This is a genomic window from Vibrio neptunius, from assembly GCF_000967495.1.
Classification (GTDB): domain Bacteria; phylum Pseudomonadota; class Gammaproteobacteria; order Enterobacterales; family Vibrionaceae; genus Vibrio; species Vibrio neptunius.
Genome location: NZ_JXXU01000001.1, coordinates 103222 through 119531, shown reverse-complemented (window position 1 = coordinate 119531; position 16310 = coordinate 103222). Strand labels below are relative to the sequence as shown.

Sequence of the window (16310 nt, the reverse complement as noted above, 5' to 3'; positions counted from 1 at the left end):
AACCAAAATGAAGTGGGTATGATACGGATAAATGAATTAGATGCCAGTTCTAATAATAGAACGCTATAAAAAATCCCCTCAAGTAGTCTTGAGGGGATTTGATATTTTAATTCTAAACTGCTGTTTTAGGGTCTAGCGGGCTAATATAGCCTTTAGGTTTCAGCGCCAGAACGTCACAGTTGATCTTATCAATGACATGCTCTGCAGTATTACCGATAAACACGGCAGATAAACCTGTTCGGCCGGTTGTTCCGACGATAACCATTGCGGCATTAAGCTTTTCAGCAGATTCAGGAATGACATCTTCAGGCAAACCTTGTTCAACAATGGTTTGCTGCTCGTCGTAACCATGCTTTTGGCGCAGCGCTTTCATCGCAGTTAGGTGGTGGCCACGTACCGCATCGCTGTAAGTTGTTGGATCGAACTCTGGCAGTTCGATTGTAATGTTAGCAGGGGTCACAGGGTAGGCGTTAACTAGATAGGGTTGGGCACCTAGGCGTTCGGTGAGGCTCTTAAGCTGTTCGACCATGCTGTCATTTAAGCCTAAGTGCGTGTCATTTTCAGAGCCCACATGGACAGAGGCGAGAATACTGGCATCTTCAGGCCAATCTGCATTTTTCACCAGTAATACAGGGCAAGGACATTTACGCAGTAAATGCCAGTCCGTTGGCGTGAAAATCACTGATTCTAGAACATCGTGCTTACGCGTACCTTTGATTACGATGTCATGGCTACCTGCGAATGTCTCAGCGACGATAGCTTCATAGGGGCGATTGTGCCACACGACTTTTACTTCAAAATCGATGTCTGCATTAGTGTAGGGTTTAGCCACGTTTTGCATCCATTGCTCACGCTGACCAATGACGCCACGTCGCATTGCGTCACGCTCATCGATAGACAGCATTGAGGTCATGTCATAAGAAAAGTCGTAGATGGATAAGAAGAACGTCACATGGCTACGAGAACGGCTTTTCGCAGCAAGCTGCATGGCACGGGCTAAAGCGGGTTGTTCATCTTTATTAATGTCAGCAACAACTAGTATTTTGTTGTAGATACTCATAGTAACTCCTTAGGAGTGGGAGAGTTATATGATTAATGTAGCCTAGCTAGATGAAGATTTTTAGAAAAACAGTAAGGAAGGTGAGAAAAGTATGACGCAGCTCAGTTTTGAGCTACGTCATTGAAGTTATTAAGATTCTGTTGAAACGCCAGCCAACTCCATAAGGGTATCATGATCAAGAATCGTGATGTATTTGCCCTTAACACTGAGAATTTCTGATTTCTGGAAACGACCTAGCAAACGGGAAATTGTCTCAACCGTTAGACCCAAATAGTTACCGATATCGCCGCGCGTCATAGTCAAACGAAACTCACGAGGGCTGAAACCACGTTGAGAGAATCGCGTGGACAAGTTGTATAGAAATGCTGCCAAGCGTTCTTCTGCATTTTTCTTAGATAGCAGAAGGATCATTTCTTGGTCGCCTTTAATTTCGTTACTCATCAAACGCATGATTTGCTGGCGAAGTTTGGGCATTTTACCCGAAAGGTCATCTAAGGTTTCGTAGGGGATTTCACAAACCATTGATGTTTCAAGTGCTTGTGCAAAACTTGGATGCAGGTCGCCTGTAATGGCGTCAAAACCAACCAAGTCGCCAGCTAAGTGGAAAGCGGTAATTTGCTCGTCACCTTGTTCTGTGATGGTGTAGCTTTTGATTGTGCCAGAACGAATCGCGTATAAAGACTTAAGATCATCGCCCGCTTTAAAAAGCTCTTGTCCTTTTTGGATTGGCTTTTTGCGTTCAATAATCTGATCTAATTGGTCAAGTTCAGACTCATTCAGTGTAAACGGAATACACAATTGGCTGATACTACAGTCTTGACAGTGAATAGCGCATCCGCCGGATTGGACGCGTTTTGTTGCAGGCTTTTCAGAAATCATAACAACCTTTCACGATTTGATATACATCAATATTTTAGCACTCATTAATGCGAAAGGGTAGCTAAAAAAGCCGCAGAAAAACAGGGGTATATCATGTTAATGATAATATGATTACCGCACCGTAAGCCGTGTAGATCCCGTAAGATAAGATCAATAATGCCCCGAAGTTACGAAATATTGACGACTGTTGCAGCTTATGTAAATAGGTTGCGCCAAAGCCCATGAGCAGCATAGCAGGTAGAGTACCAGCGCCAAATGCTAACATGATTAGAGCGCCATTTAACGCGCTCCCCGACACCGCAGACCAAGTCAATGTTGAATAGACTAACCCACATGGTAACCAACCCCAGATAAAGCCAAAAGGAAGAGCATGGAGCGGGGACTTTAACGGCAGTAAGGATTTACCTGCTGGGGAGATGAACTTCCACAGTTTCTGGCCTATCTTCTCAACATAAAGTAGCCCTTGCCACCATCGACCAATATAAAAAGCCAATAGAATCATAAACACTGCGGCAGCTAACCTTAACCAAGTTAAGGCATTATTCATTGTACTGACTTCAGCGATGGAAGAGATGGCGCCACCAACAATAGCGCCTATGATGGAATAGCTTATTAGTCTACCCAGGTTGTAGAAGACAGGGACTAGCTTCGAGCTGTTGGCTTGCCCCATGGTAAGCATGGAGGCAATGCCTCCACACATCCCCATACAGTGCCCTGCGCCGATGACACCGATCAGCAAGGCACCTAACCAGTCTGGCGTCATTTGGTCTTGCTCTCGTTTTTCTCGTCTTCGTCGAACAAAATATTGTGACCCTGTCGCTCCAAATCCTCAAACTGATCGCTTTTTACCGCCCAGAGGAAGATTGCAATGGCGACACAAACCAAAACGATAGCAATTGGGATCAGAATATAAAGGCTTTCCATCTTATTTACCTTGTTCTTTGAGCAAGCGTAGAGAGTTAGATACTACAATAATTGAGCTCGCAGACATACCAACAACTGCAAAATAGGGAGCGACAAACCCTGCTACTGCCAATGGCAAGATCAAAATGTTGTAGCCAAGTGACCAAGCAAGGTTTTCGCGGATAATCTTACGTGTTTGCAGAGCGAGCTTACGAGCTTCAAGAATACGGTCCAATTGATCGCCGAGTAGAACCATATCTGCGGACGCTTTAGCCACATCAGCACCACCGCCCATCGCGACAGAAAGATGGGCTCCCGCGAGAGTAGGGGCATCATTGATACCATCTCCAATCATCATGGTCACATCACTGTCATCGACGTTTTGCAGATACTCCAGTTTGTCTTGAGGTTTTGCGCCTGCAACTACTGTCTCGATACCGATCTCTTTAGCGACAACGTTAGCGTTAGATTGGGAGTCTCCAGTGAGCAACGTGACCTTGATGCCCGCCTTTTTAAAGCGCTCAATAAATGTTTTCGATTCTACTCGAATTGGATCTTGATAAGTGAAGGTAGCCACATGTTGGCCATTCAAGGACAGATACACGGAGTTAGTTTCCGCTTCTGCTTGCTCCCCCAAGATGAATCTTGCACTGCCGATCTTGACGTTTTGGCCTTGGTAAATGCCATGAATGCCAGAGCCAATAATGTTTTCAACATCATTCACTTGAACTTCCAAGCTTTGATATGACTTGAAAGCTCTCGCGATCGGGTGGTTTGCGTGGGATTCTAGTGAGGCAGCGATTGCTAGGGCTTCTTCTTTTGAGGTATTAGAGAAGGTGTTTACTTCGCTGATCACTATGTCGCCGTGCGTCAGCGTTCCAGTTTTGTCGACGATAAGGTGGTTAATCTTACAGAGTGTTTCAAACACGTGTCCTTTACGTAAAAGAATGCCTAGATTACCCATTCGAGAGGTAGCACAAGTAAGCGCTGTTGGTGTCGCTAAAGATAACGCGCAAGGGCAGGTAGCCACTAAGACTGAAAGCATGATCCAAAATGCGTCATCTGGCCTAGTCTGGTGCCAGAAAAACCACGTACCTGCTGCAATTACTAAGATGATCGCCACAAAGTAGCGAGCGACAATATCAGCTATTTGAGCAATTTTCGGCTTCGACAATTGCGCTTCATCCTGTAATCGGACGATGTTGGAAATCATCGAATCTGCTTTGGTCGAAGTCACCTCTAACTCGAACGACTCTTCACCATTTAATGTCCCTGCATATACGTAGTCATCGACAGTCTTGACCACCGGTACCGACTCGCCAGTTAACATGGACTCATCAATATGGACTCGCCCTTTGATGATCTTCCCGTCTGCAGGAACATGCTCGCCCGGAAGGACGCGTATTTGGTCACCGAGTTTAAGCGTTTTAACAGGAACCTGATCGCCATCTAGCTTAGTTGCAATGGCAGGGATAAGTTTGAGTAAGTTACCGCTTGCCGCTGCAGCTTTGCGTCGAGCACGCATTTCAAGAAAGCGACCTACGAGGAGGAAGAACGCAAACATAGAAATGGATTCAAAGAAGACTTCACCTTGCTCGGTGACGGTTGCTACCAAACTGGCAAAGTACGCGAAGATCATCGCCAACGAGACGGGCACATCCATACCTAGTGTTCGACTGCGAATACTTCGCCATGCGTTGAGGTAGAATGGAAGGGCAGAGTAAAGCATCACTGGCGTTGCGAAGATTAAACTCACCCAACGAAAGTAGCTTTTAAATTCAGGCTCCAAGTCACCAAACACTTCAAGGTAAAGTGCGACGGCCAGCATCATCACTTGCATGGTTGCCAAACCAGCAATCCCGAGTCGATAAAGGTATTGCTTCATGGACTCATGATAAGCTGCTTCTTGTTTGTCTGCTTCAAAAGGTGCCGCTCTGTAACCGAGCTGATGAATGCTAGAGAGCAGTTCGCTGAGTTTAGTTTGAGTTTTGTCCCATGCTAGAATTGCTCGATTGGTCGTAGTGTTGACTCGGATAGAAAGAACACCAGTGCGAGTGGAAACTTGTTTCTCTATCAACCATGCACACGCGGCACATGAAACGCCTTCTAGTGACAAGGTAACTTCGGCTCTGTCTTCAGCGCTTCTTACAAACTCAGATTGAACTTCTTCGTTGTCATAATGAATCAGTGCCTGAAGTTGTTCAGGCACTAAATCGGCTTTTTCTGCAGGGGCTGTTCGATATTGGTAGTAGGAAACCAGTCCGCTATCGACGATAGTCTGAGCTACTGTCTCACAGCCTGGGCAGCACATATCACGTGGTTTGCCCAAAATCTCGACTGTGAAATCCGTGTTGGCTGGTACATCTTCACCACAGTGATAACAGGATTTGCACATAGACGCTTCTTAATTGGTTAGTTGGACTGCTGACGATGTTGGGAATTCTACACGGCCTTGGATTAGCCATTTTTCGTCGTGTGGGGTTAGCTCAAGAAACCATGGACCTTGAAGTTCACTATCAAGCTTAATTCGGTATTGACCACTGGCGTCTGATGTAACCAGCTTCGTGAAATCATGGTCAGGTAGGGTACGGTGAGCAAACATAGCGGTGATCGCAGGGTAATGCTTTAGCTGGCCTTTATCAAACTCAATCAGCACAGTATCGCCTTCTGAACGAACTGTGGCTTCAAGGCCTAACTCTCTTGTTACTTTGACTCTAGAGATGTCGACGTTAATACCTTTACCTTTTTTGTAATAGTCCTCAGTCACTAAGTGAATTGAGTGGTTGGTAAGTATTGCAACTCGAACCAAAGTTAATATAGACACTCCTACTGTTAAGGAGAGTATAAACCACGGCCAAAACTGCTTATACCAAGGCTTTTCCATATAAAAGTTCTCAATAAAAATTAAATAAATTAGGGCTTTAAATGTAAAGGAAAGACGGCCCCTTCAAAAGGGGCCGTTATTGAAATGTTACTTATTATCCGAGTTGCTTAGGCTCCACACATAAGAGGCAACCAGTTGGATTTTCTCTTCGCCCAGTATGTCCTTCCATGCTGGCATAACACCAGAACGACCATTCATTACTGTTTCAGTTACATCTGCGCGTGAACCGCCGAACAACCAGTCCTTATCGGTTAGATCTGGTGCACCAACAGCAGGGTTACCCTTACCGTCAGTACCATGACACGCAGCACACACAACGAAGCGAGCTTTACCAGCTTCGGCTTCTCGGGCGTTTACAGAACGTCCAGAAAGGCTCAGCGTATAACTAACAACTTCTTTAACACCTTGTTCGCCTAGTGCGTCTTTCCATGCTGGCATCTGACCAACACGGCCATGCATTAGGGTCGTAACAATAGCTTCAGGTTCTCCGCCATACAGCCATGCGTCATCAGTCAGATTAGGGAAGCCTTTCTGACCACGAGCATCTGAACCGTGACACTGCGAGCAGTTTTGTAGAAACAAACGTTGTCCTACTTTAATTGCCTCTTGATCAGCAGCAATCTCTGGGATAGGGCGCAGTTCAGAAGAACCTTCCACATAAGCCAGACGATTGAAGGCTTCACCGAAGTAAGTGTCTGCATCAGCTAGCTCTTTTGCGTATTGCACAAGCTGTTTGTTTTCTTGAGCTCTCGCGATGGAAGCTTTTGATTCCTCGAGCGTTGTTACCAGTTGATCAGAACTCTGCCAACCCAATATGCCTTTGAAACTACCCAAGCCCGGATACAGTGTGAAGTATATGGCCGCAAATACGAATGTACTTACGAACAGATACGTCCACCATTTAGGCAATGGATTGTTTAGCTCACGAATACCGTCGTATTCATGACCCATATCTGCCCCTTCTTCAACGCCCATTTTATCTTTAAGGCACCAAAAAAGTAGCGCAGCACAGCCGACCAGTGTACCGACTGTAATGATGATTATCCAAAGACTCCAAAATGTAGTCATTGCTTAGTCACTCCTTGTTCTTTTGAGGGCGTTTGCTCTTCATCGGCAAAAACAAGGTTCGCAGCTTCATCAAAGCGAGCTTTACGGCTCTTACCGTAGGCCCACCAAACTACACCTATAAAGCACACGAAAAGCACTATGGTCCAAATACCATGAATAGTACCGATATCCATAATTTCACCCCTTTATTACTTCATTGCGTGACCAAGAGACTGAAGGTAAGCGATGATGGCATCCATCTCAGTTTTACCTTCTACATCTTTAGACGCGTTTGCGATTTGCTCATCAGTGTATGGAACGCCAAACTGATCGCGGAAGATGGTTAGCTTCTTCTGAGTGTTCTTACCATCAAGAACATTGTCAGCCAGCCATGGGAAACCTGGCATGTTTGACTCAGGAACAAGCTCACGCGGGTCCATTAGGTGAACGCGATGCCACTCATCAGAGTAACGACCGCCAACGCGTGCTAGGTCAGGACCTGTGCGCTTAGAACCCCATAGGAATGGGTGCTCCCAAACACTTTCACCAGCGACAGAGTAGTGACCGTAACGCTCAGTTTCAGAACGGAAAGGGCGAACCATCTGGCTATGACAAACGTTACAACCTTCACGGGTGTATATGTCACGACCTTCCATCTCAAGAGCAGTGTATGGACGTAGATTGTCAACAGGCTCGGTGGTTTGTTTTTGGAAAATAAGTGGAGTGATCTCTACAAGAGCCCCCAGGCTAATTGCAAAAACAATAAGAATCGCAAGCAAACCGACATTGCGCTCAACAATTTCGTGGCGATTGTTAGAATTAGAACTCATTCTTTTAAGCTCCTTATGCCGGTTGTGGGATAGCTTTTAAGCTATCTTTAGGCGCTGATACAGTCTTGTACGTGTTGTATGCCATTAAGAACATACCTGTTAGGAAGATTGCTCCACCTAGGAAACGCACGAAGTAGAATGGGTAAGAAGCCTGTACCGACTCAACGAAGCTGTAAGTTAACGTACCGTCAGAGTTGACTGCGCGCCACATCAGACCTTGCATTACACCAGAGATCCACATTGCAACGATGTAGAGAACCGTACCGATTGTAGCCAACCAGAAGTGCGCGTTGATCATGCTCACAGAGTACATACGCTCTTGACCAAACAGGCGAGGGACTAGGTGGTAGACAGAACCGATAGAAACCATTGCAACCCAACCAAGTGCACCAGAGTGTACGTGGCCGATAGTCCAGTCAGTGTAATGAGACAGTGCATTTACTGTCTTAATCGACATCATTGGACCTTCAAACGTAGACATACCATAGAAAGATAGAGATACGATTAGGAAGCGTAGAATAGGGTCATAACGAAGCTTATGCCAAGCACCAGATAGCGTCATGATACCGTTAATCATACCACCCCAAGAAGGTGCAAACAGAACCAAAGACATCACCATACCGACAGACTGTGTCCAATCAGGAAGCGCAGTGTAGTGGAGGTGGTGAGGACCTGCCCAAATGTATAGTGAGATCAGCGCCCAGAAGTGAACAATAGACAGACGGTAAGAATAAACAGGGCGTTCAGCTTGCTTAGGAACAAAGTAGTACATCATACCTAGGAAACCCGCAGTGAGTAGGAAACCTACTGCGTTATGTCCGTACCACCATTGAACCATAGCGTCCACGGCACCAGAGTAAATCGAGTAGGATTTGCTCATTGATACAGGGATGGCCATGCTGTTGACAATATGAAGAACTGCCACTGTGATGATGAAGGCTCCGAAGAACCAGTTTGCCACATAGATGTGAGAGGTATTACGCTTGACCAAAGTCCCAAAGAACACGATGGCATAAGATACCCAAACCACTGCGATAGCAATATCGATCGGCCATTCCAGTTCAGCGTATTCTTTACCTGAGGTCATCCCCAAAGGTAGAGTAATCGCTGCGGCTAAAATGACTGCTTGCCACCCCCAAAAGGTAAAGGCAACAAGAGGGCCACCAAATAAACGAGTTTGACAGGTACGCTGCACAACGTAGTAAGACGTTGCGAACAGAGCACTTGTACCAAACGCAAAAATAACCGCATTAGTATGCAGGGGACGTAAACGACTGTACGTCAACCACGGCGTATCAAAGTTTAGCTGTGGCCAAACTAATTGAGCGGCAATCAAAACACCAACGCCCATACCGACAATACCCCATAGAATGGTTACTAGGGTGAACTGACGGACGACCGTATAGTTGTAGTTTTGTTCAAGCTGCTTTTCTTGGCTCATTTGCATGCTTCCAATTTCTAATTAACTACACTTTACTTCCAACACGACACATGTCGTAATGCCACCCAAACCTTAAAGAAAATGATGCCGAAACAGTCGGTTAAACTTTCTTGCCGATTTTAGTAAAAAAGTGGCATTTTCAGCCGCCAACTATACTGCATTTAACAATTCAATGACAGGGTAGTAACCTTACAGTCGGTCAGGTTTTGACCTTTTATTTTAAAACTTTGAAGTTTGTTACACGGAGAACCCTACAGAATGGCAGCCGAAAAACTCACACGCGCCCGTTTTGCTCAAATAATCATCATGTTAACCCTTTTAATTGCAGCGTTTATTTGGCGAACAATGACACATAATGAGCATGGAAATATCGAATGTGAGTTGAAACCAAGTTGTACCTTTAATGTTAAAAATAGTTCTATCAGTGCGTCTTTGCAAGGCTCAAAACTTGTGGTCGAGAGACCGTCGGGAAATTGGCAGTTAATTAGCGAAAATCCACAGTTAAAAATCGAATCTAAAGGAGAAAATTGGCAGGTTGAGCTTTCTTCAAATGACGACTTCGAACTGACACTTCAAGATCTGGAAGAGGCTAACATTATTGGTGTTAAGTTTCGTCTATAAGGCAGAAAACAGGCGTATAACCTTAGATGAAGCATTCGACTAAACATATCAACCGTTACCGTTTTGGAGCACCTTTCTTGCTTTTTTATCCGTGAATAATGTTTGTTTTCGTCATATCAGGTCCTGACCTGATATGACCCAATGGCGATTTAGCGCAAACTCTACATGTCACCAAACTTGGGAGTCGCTTATGGCCTTACTGGACAATCCAATTCAACTGATCGCAGTATTGTTTTTTATGTCTTTACTGCCGTTGTTTGCTGTTATGGGGACCTCTTTTTTAAAGCTTTCCATTGTGTTGTCAATGTTACGAAATGCTCTGGGTATTCAGCAGATTCCGCCCAATATGGCCATCTATGGTTTGGCTCTCATCCTCACTATGTTTACGATGGCCCCTGTCGGTCTTGCTATTAAAGATAACTTAGCTGCACACCCCGTTGATTGGGCGTCTCCCGACGTTTTTTCCCAGATCAGTGATCAAATTATTGCGCCTTATCATCAATTTCTCAGCCACAATACCAGTGATACCCAGATTCAGTTTTTCTCTGAGATTGGGCATAAAATATGGCCGGAGCAATACCAGAGCGAATTATCCAAAGATTCACTGCTTGTTATGGTACCTGCTTTTGCCATGAGTCAATTGATCGAAGCGTTCAAAATCGGTTTCCTGCTTTATCTTCCATTTGTTGCCATCGACTTGATCGTGTCCAACATTCTATTGGCAATGGGTATGATGATGGTGTCACCAATGACGATAGCCCTGCCATTCAAACTACTCATTTTTATCCTAATGGGTGGTTGGGACAGACTGATTGGTCAGCTGATGGGGTCTTTCTCATGAATGAAGCGGTCATCATACATTTTACTTCAGAGTTGCTTTGGTTGGTGCTGATCCTTTCTTTGCCTGTGGTTGTCGTTGCATCTGCGGTAGGTATTTTGGTCAGTCTGTTTCAAGCGTTGACTCAGATACAAGACCAGTCTTTGCAATTTCTAATTAAGTTGGTTGCAGTGTGCATCACACTTGCTGTGAGTTATCACTGGATGGGGAGCACTTTACTCAACTACGCTGGCTTGGCTTTCGATCAAATCGGACATATAGGGGGCTAAATGGCGACCCTGATGCAATACATTCCGATGTTAGCACTCTGTATGATGAGACCTCTGGGGATGATGATAATGCTACCACTTTTCAAAGGTGGGGCGATGGGAAGTGGCTTGATTCGCAATACGCTTGTACTGATGTTTGCGTTACCCATTATTCCAATGATGCAAGCGCATCCTGTCGATTTTTCGGCCAAGCCTCTGACAGAACTCACATTAATATATGGGGAAGAACTTCTCATCGGCTTGATTGTTGGCTTCTGTGCCGCTATTCCATTCTGGGCGATTGATATGGCCGGTTTTGTTATTGACACAATGCGTGGGGCATCGATGTCAACGGTACTCAATCCTCTAATGGGGCTTCAGTCTTCAGTGTTCGGTATGTTCTTCACACAAATTCTGAGCGTACTGTTTCTGGTTTCGGGTGGGTTTAATGCTTTACTTGCAGCGCTATACCAATCCTATACCTTTTTACCGCCTGACTCCGCTTTGTCATTTAATGACGATTTGCTGGCCTTTATCAGCCAACAGTGGCAAATGATGTCAGATATGTGCTTGAGTTTCGCACTACCTGCGATGGTGGTCATGATCATGGTCGATGTGGCGCTTGGTTTGGTCAACCGCTCTGTTGAGCAACTCAATGTGTTTTTTCTTTCCATGCCAATAAAAAGCATCTTGGTGGTTTTTTTGCTTTTGGTGAGTATGCATTTTGCGCTGACTCATTACCTCAATCAAATCAATCAATTTGAAAGCAATATCTCAACACTGTTTCAACTACTCAAGGAGTAGCCATGGCAGAGAAAACGGAAAAGCCCACTCCCAAACGACTCCGTGATGCTCGTAAAAAAGGTCAGGTTGTTAAAAGCAACGAGATTGTCACTGGCTTTCAGATGGCCGTGATTCTTGGTTATTTTATTGTTGAAGGGCACAACATGATGGAAGCGATATGGAAAATGATAGATATCGCAATCACTTCCATCAATTTACCGCTTAAAGTGGCGGCTGAAACCGTAATGGCTGCGTTTGTTTACATTCTAATTCGTTTTATTGCTGGATTAGTCTTTATTCTGATCATTACTGTCGCTTTTAGCTGTATGGTTCAAACAGGTCCAGTTTGGGCATCAGAAAGCCTTAAGCCAAGTTTCAACAAAGTCAATGTCATCAACAATGCCAAGAATATCTTTTCAATGAAAAGCTTGTTTGAATTGGGCAAAAACATGCTCAAGATATTGGTTCTCAGCTTGGTCTTCTATTATCTCCTGCATCAACACGTCAATATGTTCCAATATTTACCGACATGTGGTGTGGATTGCGGTGTCGATATAATCTTTACCTTGATCAAATGGCTATGGGGAGCGTTTCTTGTCTGCTACCTCGTTTTTTCTGCGGGTGACTACGCATTCGTTCATTTCCAGACTATGAAACAGCTAAAAATGTCGAAAGAAGATACCAAACAGGAATATAAAGAAACCGAAGGTAACCCCGAAGTCAAACAGAAACGTCGCGAATTACAAAGAGAGACCGCGAACGGTTCGCTCGCCTCCAACGTGAAGAAATCGACAGTAATTGTCCGCAATCCGACCCACATTGCCGTATGCTTGTATTATCAGCCTGATGAAACACCATTGCCTTTGGTCTTAGACAAGGCTCAAGAGCATATGGCGCTTCATATAGTTGAAATGGCAGAGAAAAATAGTATTCCTCTGATTGAAAATATTCCCCTTGCTCGTGCTTTGTACCATCAAGTAGAGTCGGGACAAGTGATCCCTGAATCACTATTCGAACCCGTAGCAGAGTTGCTGCGAGTTGTAATGAATGTGTCTTATGATGATGGCGAGGACTAAAAAAGTTCCCGAGTTATGAGAACCTATGTCACTTAAATGACAAACAACCTTGATAACTTCACGTCGAATGATAGATTGAATAACAATAACAACAATAAATTCGTAGCAGTTTGGTTATATTGAACCTTATACGCATCGGTTTCTGACGTGGAGAATGACGATGACATTTGGCGAGTATTCACATTTAAAAATCTTGGTTGTGGATGATCACGACCTTATATTCGATGGTTTAAAAAGTTGCCTTTCTCCATACCCAAATCTAGAGCTGGTCGGCTTTGTTACAGATGGGTTAGGGGTATATGAGGAATGTCTCAAGCTGAAGCCAGATATGGTCTTCATGGACCTAAATCTTCCTGGCATGTCCGGTGTTGAGGCGATTAGGCAGTTACGCAAGCGCTGGCCAGATATGATGATTATTGTTCTTACAGCTTCGGAAGAAGAGCGAAAGGCAAGAGAGGCGTTAGATGCAGGCTCAAACGGCTATGTGTTGAAGAATGGGTCGAAAAGCACCTTACTTGCGGCGATCAAGAGTGTTACTCGAGGCAAGAGTTTTCTTGATCCTGCTCTCGATGCTAAACATATTGAAGCATTGAGCGGTGTCGAGGAAGGGGATATTCCTGTTTTAACACCACGTGAGAAACAGGTGCTCAAATTGATCTTCGAAGGCAAACGTAATCGTGACATTGCAGAAGTACTACTGATTGGTCTAAAAACAGTAGAAACACACCGAATGAACATCATGCGCAAGCTCGATGCTCACAATGTGGCCGATTTGATGAAATGGGCTCATAGAATGGGCATTTAATTTAACCGCTGTATTCAAACGGCGAATGCTGTGTCCAACAGGATCGCCGTTTTCCCTGGGGCTCGGTTAGCTAAGACTGCGTTTGATAGTTTTTCAAGGCTCGAAGCAGAGGCTCGAGTTCTTTCGCGTTAATATGGTTGGTTAGCTCTAATTGCTTTTCTAACTCTGCTGCCGCTTCAGACACAAGATTTACACCTGCGAGACCTGCACTTCCCTTAACATTGTGTAATATATCTCTCAGTTCCTGCCAATTGTGATCGGCAAAACTTTCTTTGGCTGCCTGCGCCATATCTTGGAAATGATTGGCGAGACGTTGAGTAAATTCCTCTTCAGTGAAATCCATAATCGGGGCATTTGAATCGATATTGATATCGGGCTGCATGTCGCGATCTATTTGAATTTCTGCCGCAATATCAAGCGCTTTTGCCAGCTCCTTTAATGAAACCGGTTTGGTGAGATAACCGTTCATCAGGTGCATAGACTTATCGTGTTCAGAATGATTGGCGTTGGCCGTTAACGCCATAATAGGACATTCGGTATCAAGGATAGACTCGCTATCACGCCAAAGTTGCGTTGCTTGGTAACCATCTAAACCAGGCATTCGTATATCCATCAATACTAAATCGAAGATATGGCGTTCGCCAGACTGTAAGGCGAACTCACCGCTCTCTACGCAAATCACTTCTTGACCGAGCTCAGTCAACATCTTGGTGATGATATCGCGATTGGTTTCCACGTCATCCACTAGGAGTATCTTTAATTTCCAGGGTAACATTTCCTTCGCGGGAACTAGGGTTTTCTCGGTTGAAATCCCATGCTGAATTTCGTATAGACGCTTCCAAAGTCGCCAAGGCAAATAATTCAGTTCTTGGTTTTGAAGTGAATCAGAGTGGTTGTCGACACACTCACCACCCCAAAGTGAAATTTGTGTGTGTAAATTTTCTGGTGCATCAATGACGCCTTGTTTAAGGAGTAATCGCATTCCGGGCTCCGTCATAGGCAAAGAGAAAATAAAAGTTGAACCTGTACCAAGTTCACTTTTTAAGGTTAGATTCCCCCCCATAATGGTCGCGAGCTTCCGGGAAATTGGTAATCCGAGGCCAGTTCCAACCTGATGTGAAGAAGATTGTCTGAAGGGTTCAAACACTTCATCCAGTTTGTGGGCGGCAATACCTGGCCCTGTATCTTCGACCGTGAAACAAAGCGTGTCGTCTTTGACTTCGATATAGAGAAAGATGTGACCTTGCTCAGTGAACTTAGCTGCGTTGCCCAGTAAGTTGACCAGTACCTGTCTGACACGAATAGGATCAAATGTGCAGCTTTCTGGCACATTGTCTGCGACCAGAGTTTTTAATTCAATAGGCTTGTTGACGACATTTGATTGAATGGTCAGCATGGCTTCATCAACCACCTTAAGTAGTGGATTGTTGGCTAGATTTAACTCTATCTGATCCGCTTCAATTCTTGAAAAATCGAGTAGGTTGTTAATGATGCTAAGCAAAGACTTAGCACAGGTATACGCAGTGTTTCTTAAATCGGCTTGTTGTTCATTCATCTGAGTATTGCGCAACAACTCAAGTGAGCCTGTAATGCCATTAAGAGGTGTACGCAACTCGTGGCTAATATTGGTGAGGTGTTCGCTTTTTCGCGCCGTCGCTTTTTCAGCAAGTTGTTTGGCATGAGCGAGCTCAACCGTACGTTGTTCTACTTTCGATTCTAGTTCGTCATAGCTTGACTTAATGGTGTCGAGCAACATGTTATATGCGCGAGCAATATCACCAAGTTCATCTTTTCGTGATTCGGGCAAACGACGAGCGAAAGTCGGCTGACGGTCACTTTTGATGATGCCTACAAAGTTGCGGATCGTCTCTGCCAGTGACTTCCATAGGATCCAAAGCATCACCAAGATCATCACAGCAAAAGAGATTAACGACCACTTTAGCTCGCTATAAAATGGGGTGTAAGCTATTCGTTCAATTCTCAACTTAGGGACCATTGAAATCTGGAGCCAATCAGGTCCATCTATGAATTTGCTTACGACGTAATAATCAGCGACTTCAAATAACTCTTCTACATTTTCAATCCCTCCTGAGTGAATGATGTGGCTATTGAGTTGGGCTTGAGTTTGTGAATTGGGTTTGTCCTGTCCATGAAATGGAATCACCCCTTTAGGTGTGAGAAATAAATTCTGATCGCCTTTGGAATAAACGTTGGATACAGTAACGACGTCCTTGATATCAATAGCAAATCCGACTTGACGAGCTCTCTCATCCTCTGGGTTTAATGTGTAGCTAAGCAGCAGGTAGGTACTATCTCTAGCGGTATCATATTTTGGCTCGCTCCAGCGAAAACCATCTTCAGTTGGAAGTTGCGATAATTCGACAATTTCATCGAGTCGCTGATCGAGATGGGAGCGTTCGACCTCAGATGCGGCATAAATGGACACTTGTCGTCCTGGTTCAATAATAAAGCTATCAACGTAGCGTTGTTGGCCTGCGATGCCAAACGTTTGAAGCGCCCAAAGTTGTTTCCGCTCTATGTGCGGTGAGGTTTTGCCAATATTGAACTGATGAGCAACTAACTCCACATTTGGGTCCACTTTCATGGTCTGGAACCGTTGAAGACGTTGCTCGAATTGTTGAGTATCATCCATAGCTTGAGCAAAAAGGCTGCGATTCATCTGCGCTCGAATCTCACTAATCTGGTTATAGCTCTTTAGTGTTTGATTTAACGTACTGTTGTAGGTGTTGTCGAATGCATTGATCTGAATGAGTACCCACAAGCCCATAAACACCGAAATAAAGGCTATGGTGAGCTTGGTGACCAATGAAGAATTCCAACGAGTTTTCATGTCTACTCCTGTAGTCATTGATTTTTAACGCAATCACTTCTGAG

The 16310-nt window shown here is 44.6% G+C and carries 17 protein-coding genes; 6 read left to right on the top strand and 11 right to left on the bottom strand.

The genetic code is table 11. The features are described from left to right. Window positions 1-112: 112 nt before the first annotated feature. The 10 genes from uspE to ccoN all read right to left on the bottom strand — a co-directional run bounded on the left by uspE (window position 113) and on the right by ccoN (window position 9044). Window positions 113-1060, bottom strand: a complete 948-nt coding sequence (gene uspE / locus TW84_RS00510; protein WP_045973617.1) for a universal stress protein UspE — start codon at window positions 1058-1060, stop codon at window positions 113-115. A gap of 129 nt (window positions 1061-1189) precedes the next feature. Next, window positions 1190-1939 carry an FNR family transcription factor gene (locus tag TW84_RS00505; protein WP_045973615.1) on the bottom strand — a complete coding sequence of 250 codons (750 nt, stop codon included), beginning with the start codon at window positions 1937-1939 and terminating at the stop codon, window positions 1190-1192. Between the two features lie 91 nt (window positions 1940-2030). Next, window positions 2031-2702 carry a sulfite exporter TauE/SafE family protein gene (locus TW84_RS00500; protein ID WP_045973613.1) on the bottom strand — a complete coding sequence of 224 codons (672 nt, stop codon included), beginning with the start codon at window positions 2700-2702 and terminating at the stop codon, window positions 2031-2033. Next, window positions 2699-2863, bottom strand: coding sequence for a cbb3-type cytochrome oxidase assembly protein CcoS (ccoS, locus tag TW84_RS00495; protein WP_006962265.1), 165 nt, complete (start codon window positions 2861-2863; stop codon window positions 2699-2701). The genes TW84_RS00500 and ccoS overlap by 4 nt, the downstream gene beginning before the upstream one ends. Window position 2864: 1 nt before the next feature. Next, window positions 2865-5237, bottom strand: a complete 2373-nt coding sequence (locus tag TW84_RS00490) for a heavy metal translocating P-type ATPase (protein ID WP_045973610.1) — start codon at window positions 5235-5237, stop codon at window positions 2865-2867. Between the two features lie 9 nt (window positions 5238-5246). Next, window positions 5247-5726, bottom strand: a complete 480-nt coding sequence (locus TW84_RS00485) for a FixH family protein (RefSeq protein ID WP_045973608.1) — start codon at window positions 5724-5726, stop codon at window positions 5247-5249. Window positions 5727-5813: 87 nt separating this feature from the next. Continuing rightward, entirely contained in the window at window positions 5814-6794 is a 981-nt protein-coding gene (ccoP, locus tag TW84_RS00480; RefSeq protein ID WP_045973607.1) for a cytochrome-c oxidase, cbb3-type subunit III, read from the bottom strand. Continuing rightward, window positions 6791-6967, bottom strand: a complete 177-nt coding sequence (locus TW84_RS00475) for a CcoQ/FixQ family Cbb3-type cytochrome c oxidase assembly chaperone (protein ID WP_045973605.1) — start codon at window positions 6965-6967, stop codon at window positions 6791-6793. The genes ccoP and TW84_RS00475 overlap by 4 nt, the downstream gene beginning before the upstream one ends. 15 nt (window positions 6968-6982) lie before the next feature. Then, window positions 6983-7603, bottom strand: coding sequence for a cytochrome-c oxidase, cbb3-type subunit II (gene ccoO / locus TW84_RS00470; RefSeq protein WP_045973601.1), 621 nt, complete (start codon window positions 7601-7603; stop codon window positions 6983-6985). Between the two features lie 13 nt (window positions 7604-7616). Continuing rightward, complete coding sequence (gene ccoN / locus TW84_RS00465; protein WP_045973599.1) at window positions 7617-9044, bottom strand: cytochrome-c oxidase, cbb3-type subunit I; 1428 nt, start codon at window positions 9042-9044, stop codon at window positions 7617-7619. 258 nt (window positions 9045-9302) lie between these two features. Between ccoN and TW84_RS00460 the strand changes: the two genes are divergently transcribed. The 6 genes from TW84_RS00460 (at window position 9303) to TW84_RS00435 (ending at window position 13415) form a co-directional block, all read left to right on the top strand. After that, window positions 9303-9665, top strand: a complete 363-nt coding sequence (locus tag TW84_RS00460) for a hypothetical protein (RefSeq protein ID WP_045973598.1) — start codon at window positions 9303-9305, stop codon at window positions 9663-9665. Between the two features lie 190 nt (window positions 9666-9855). Further along, on the top strand, window positions 9856-10506 hold the full coding sequence (gene sctR, locus TW84_RS00455; RefSeq protein WP_045973597.1) for a type III secretion system export apparatus subunit SctR: 651 nt from the start codon (window positions 9856-9858) through the stop codon (window positions 10504-10506). Then, window positions 10503-10772, top strand: coding sequence for an EscS/YscS/HrcS family type III secretion system export apparatus protein (locus TW84_RS00450; RefSeq protein WP_045973596.1), 270 nt, complete (start codon window positions 10503-10505; stop codon window positions 10770-10772). The genes sctR and TW84_RS00450 overlap by 4 nt, the downstream gene beginning before the upstream one ends. Beyond that, on the top strand, window positions 10773-11555 hold the full coding sequence (gene sctT, locus TW84_RS00445) for a type III secretion system export apparatus subunit SctT (protein ID WP_045973595.1): 783 nt from the start codon (window positions 10773-10775) through the stop codon (window positions 11553-11555). Window positions 11556-11557: 2 nt separating this feature from the next. Continuing rightward, complete coding sequence (locus TW84_RS00440; RefSeq protein ID WP_045973594.1) at window positions 11558-12610, top strand: EscU/YscU/HrcU family type III secretion system export apparatus switch protein; 1053 nt, start codon at window positions 11558-11560, stop codon at window positions 12608-12610. 160 nt (window positions 12611-12770) lie between these two features. Continuing rightward, complete coding sequence (locus TW84_RS00435; RefSeq protein WP_045973593.1) at window positions 12771-13415, top strand: two component system response regulator; 645 nt, start codon at window positions 12771-12773, stop codon at window positions 13413-13415. A gap of 70 nt (window positions 13416-13485) precedes the next feature. Here the strand turns inward: TW84_RS00435 and TW84_RS00430 are convergent, their stop codons facing one another. Beyond that, window positions 13486-16266, bottom strand: coding sequence for a two component system sensor kinase (locus tag TW84_RS00430; RefSeq protein WP_045973591.1), 2781 nt, complete (start codon window positions 16264-16266; stop codon window positions 13486-13488). Between the last annotated feature and the right edge of the window lie 44 nt (window positions 16267-16310).

Coding starts and splice junctions, on each gene's coding strand:
- sctR (WP_045973597.1), top strand. CDS start 9,856: ATGGCCTTACTGGACAATCCAATTCAACTGATCGCAGTATTGTTTTTT.
- sctT (WP_045973595.1), top strand. CDS start 10,773: ATGGCGACCCTGATGCAATACATTCCGATGTTAGCACTCTGTATGATG.
- TW84_RS00490 (WP_045973610.1), bottom strand. CDS start 5,237: ATGTGCAAATCCTGTTATCACTGTGGTGAAGATGTACCAGCCAACACG.
- ccoO (WP_045973601.1), bottom strand. CDS start 7,603: ATGAGTTCTAATTCTAACAATCGCCACGAAATTGTTGAGCGCAATGTC.
- uspE (WP_045973617.1), bottom strand. CDS start 1,060: ATGAGTATCTACAACAAAATACTAGTTGTTGCTGACATTAATAAAGAT.
- TW84_RS00430 (WP_045973591.1), bottom strand. CDS start 16,266: ATGAAAACTCGTTGGAATTCTTCATTGGTCACCAAGCTCACCATAGCC.
- TW84_RS00475 (WP_045973605.1), bottom strand. CDS start 6,967: ATGGATATCGGTACTATTCATGGTATTTGGACCATAGTGCTTTTCGTG.
- TW84_RS00505 (WP_045973615.1), bottom strand. CDS start 1,939: ATGATTTCTGAAAAGCCTGCAACAAAACGCGTCCAATCCGGCGGATGC.
- TW84_RS00440 (WP_045973594.1), top strand. CDS start 11,558: ATGGCAGAGAAAACGGAAAAGCCCACTCCCAAACGACTCCGTGATGCT.
- ccoN (WP_045973599.1), bottom strand. CDS start 9,044: ATGAGCCAAGAAAAGCAGCTTGAACAAAACTACAACTATACGGTCGTC.
- ccoS (WP_006962265.1), bottom strand. CDS start 2,863: ATGGAAAGCCTTTATATTCTGATCCCAATTGCTATCGTTTTGGTTTGT.
- TW84_RS00500 (WP_045973613.1), bottom strand. CDS start 2,702: ATGACGCCAGACTGGTTAGGTGCCTTGCTGATCGGTGTCATCGGCGCA.
- ccoP (WP_045973607.1), bottom strand. CDS start 6,794: ATGACTACATTTTGGAGTCTTTGGATAATCATCATTACAGTCGGTACA.
- TW84_RS00460 (WP_045973598.1), top strand. CDS start 9,303: ATGGCAGCCGAAAAACTCACACGCGCCCGTTTTGCTCAAATAATCATC.
- TW84_RS00435 (WP_045973593.1), top strand. CDS start 12,771: ATGACATTTGGCGAGTATTCACATTTAAAAATCTTGGTTGTGGATGAT.
- TW84_RS00485 (WP_045973608.1), bottom strand. CDS start 5,726: ATGGAAAAGCCTTGGTATAAGCAGTTTTGGCCGTGGTTTATACTCTCC.
- TW84_RS00450 (WP_045973596.1), top strand. CDS start 10,503: ATGAATGAAGCGGTCATCATACATTTTACTTCAGAGTTGCTTTGGTTG.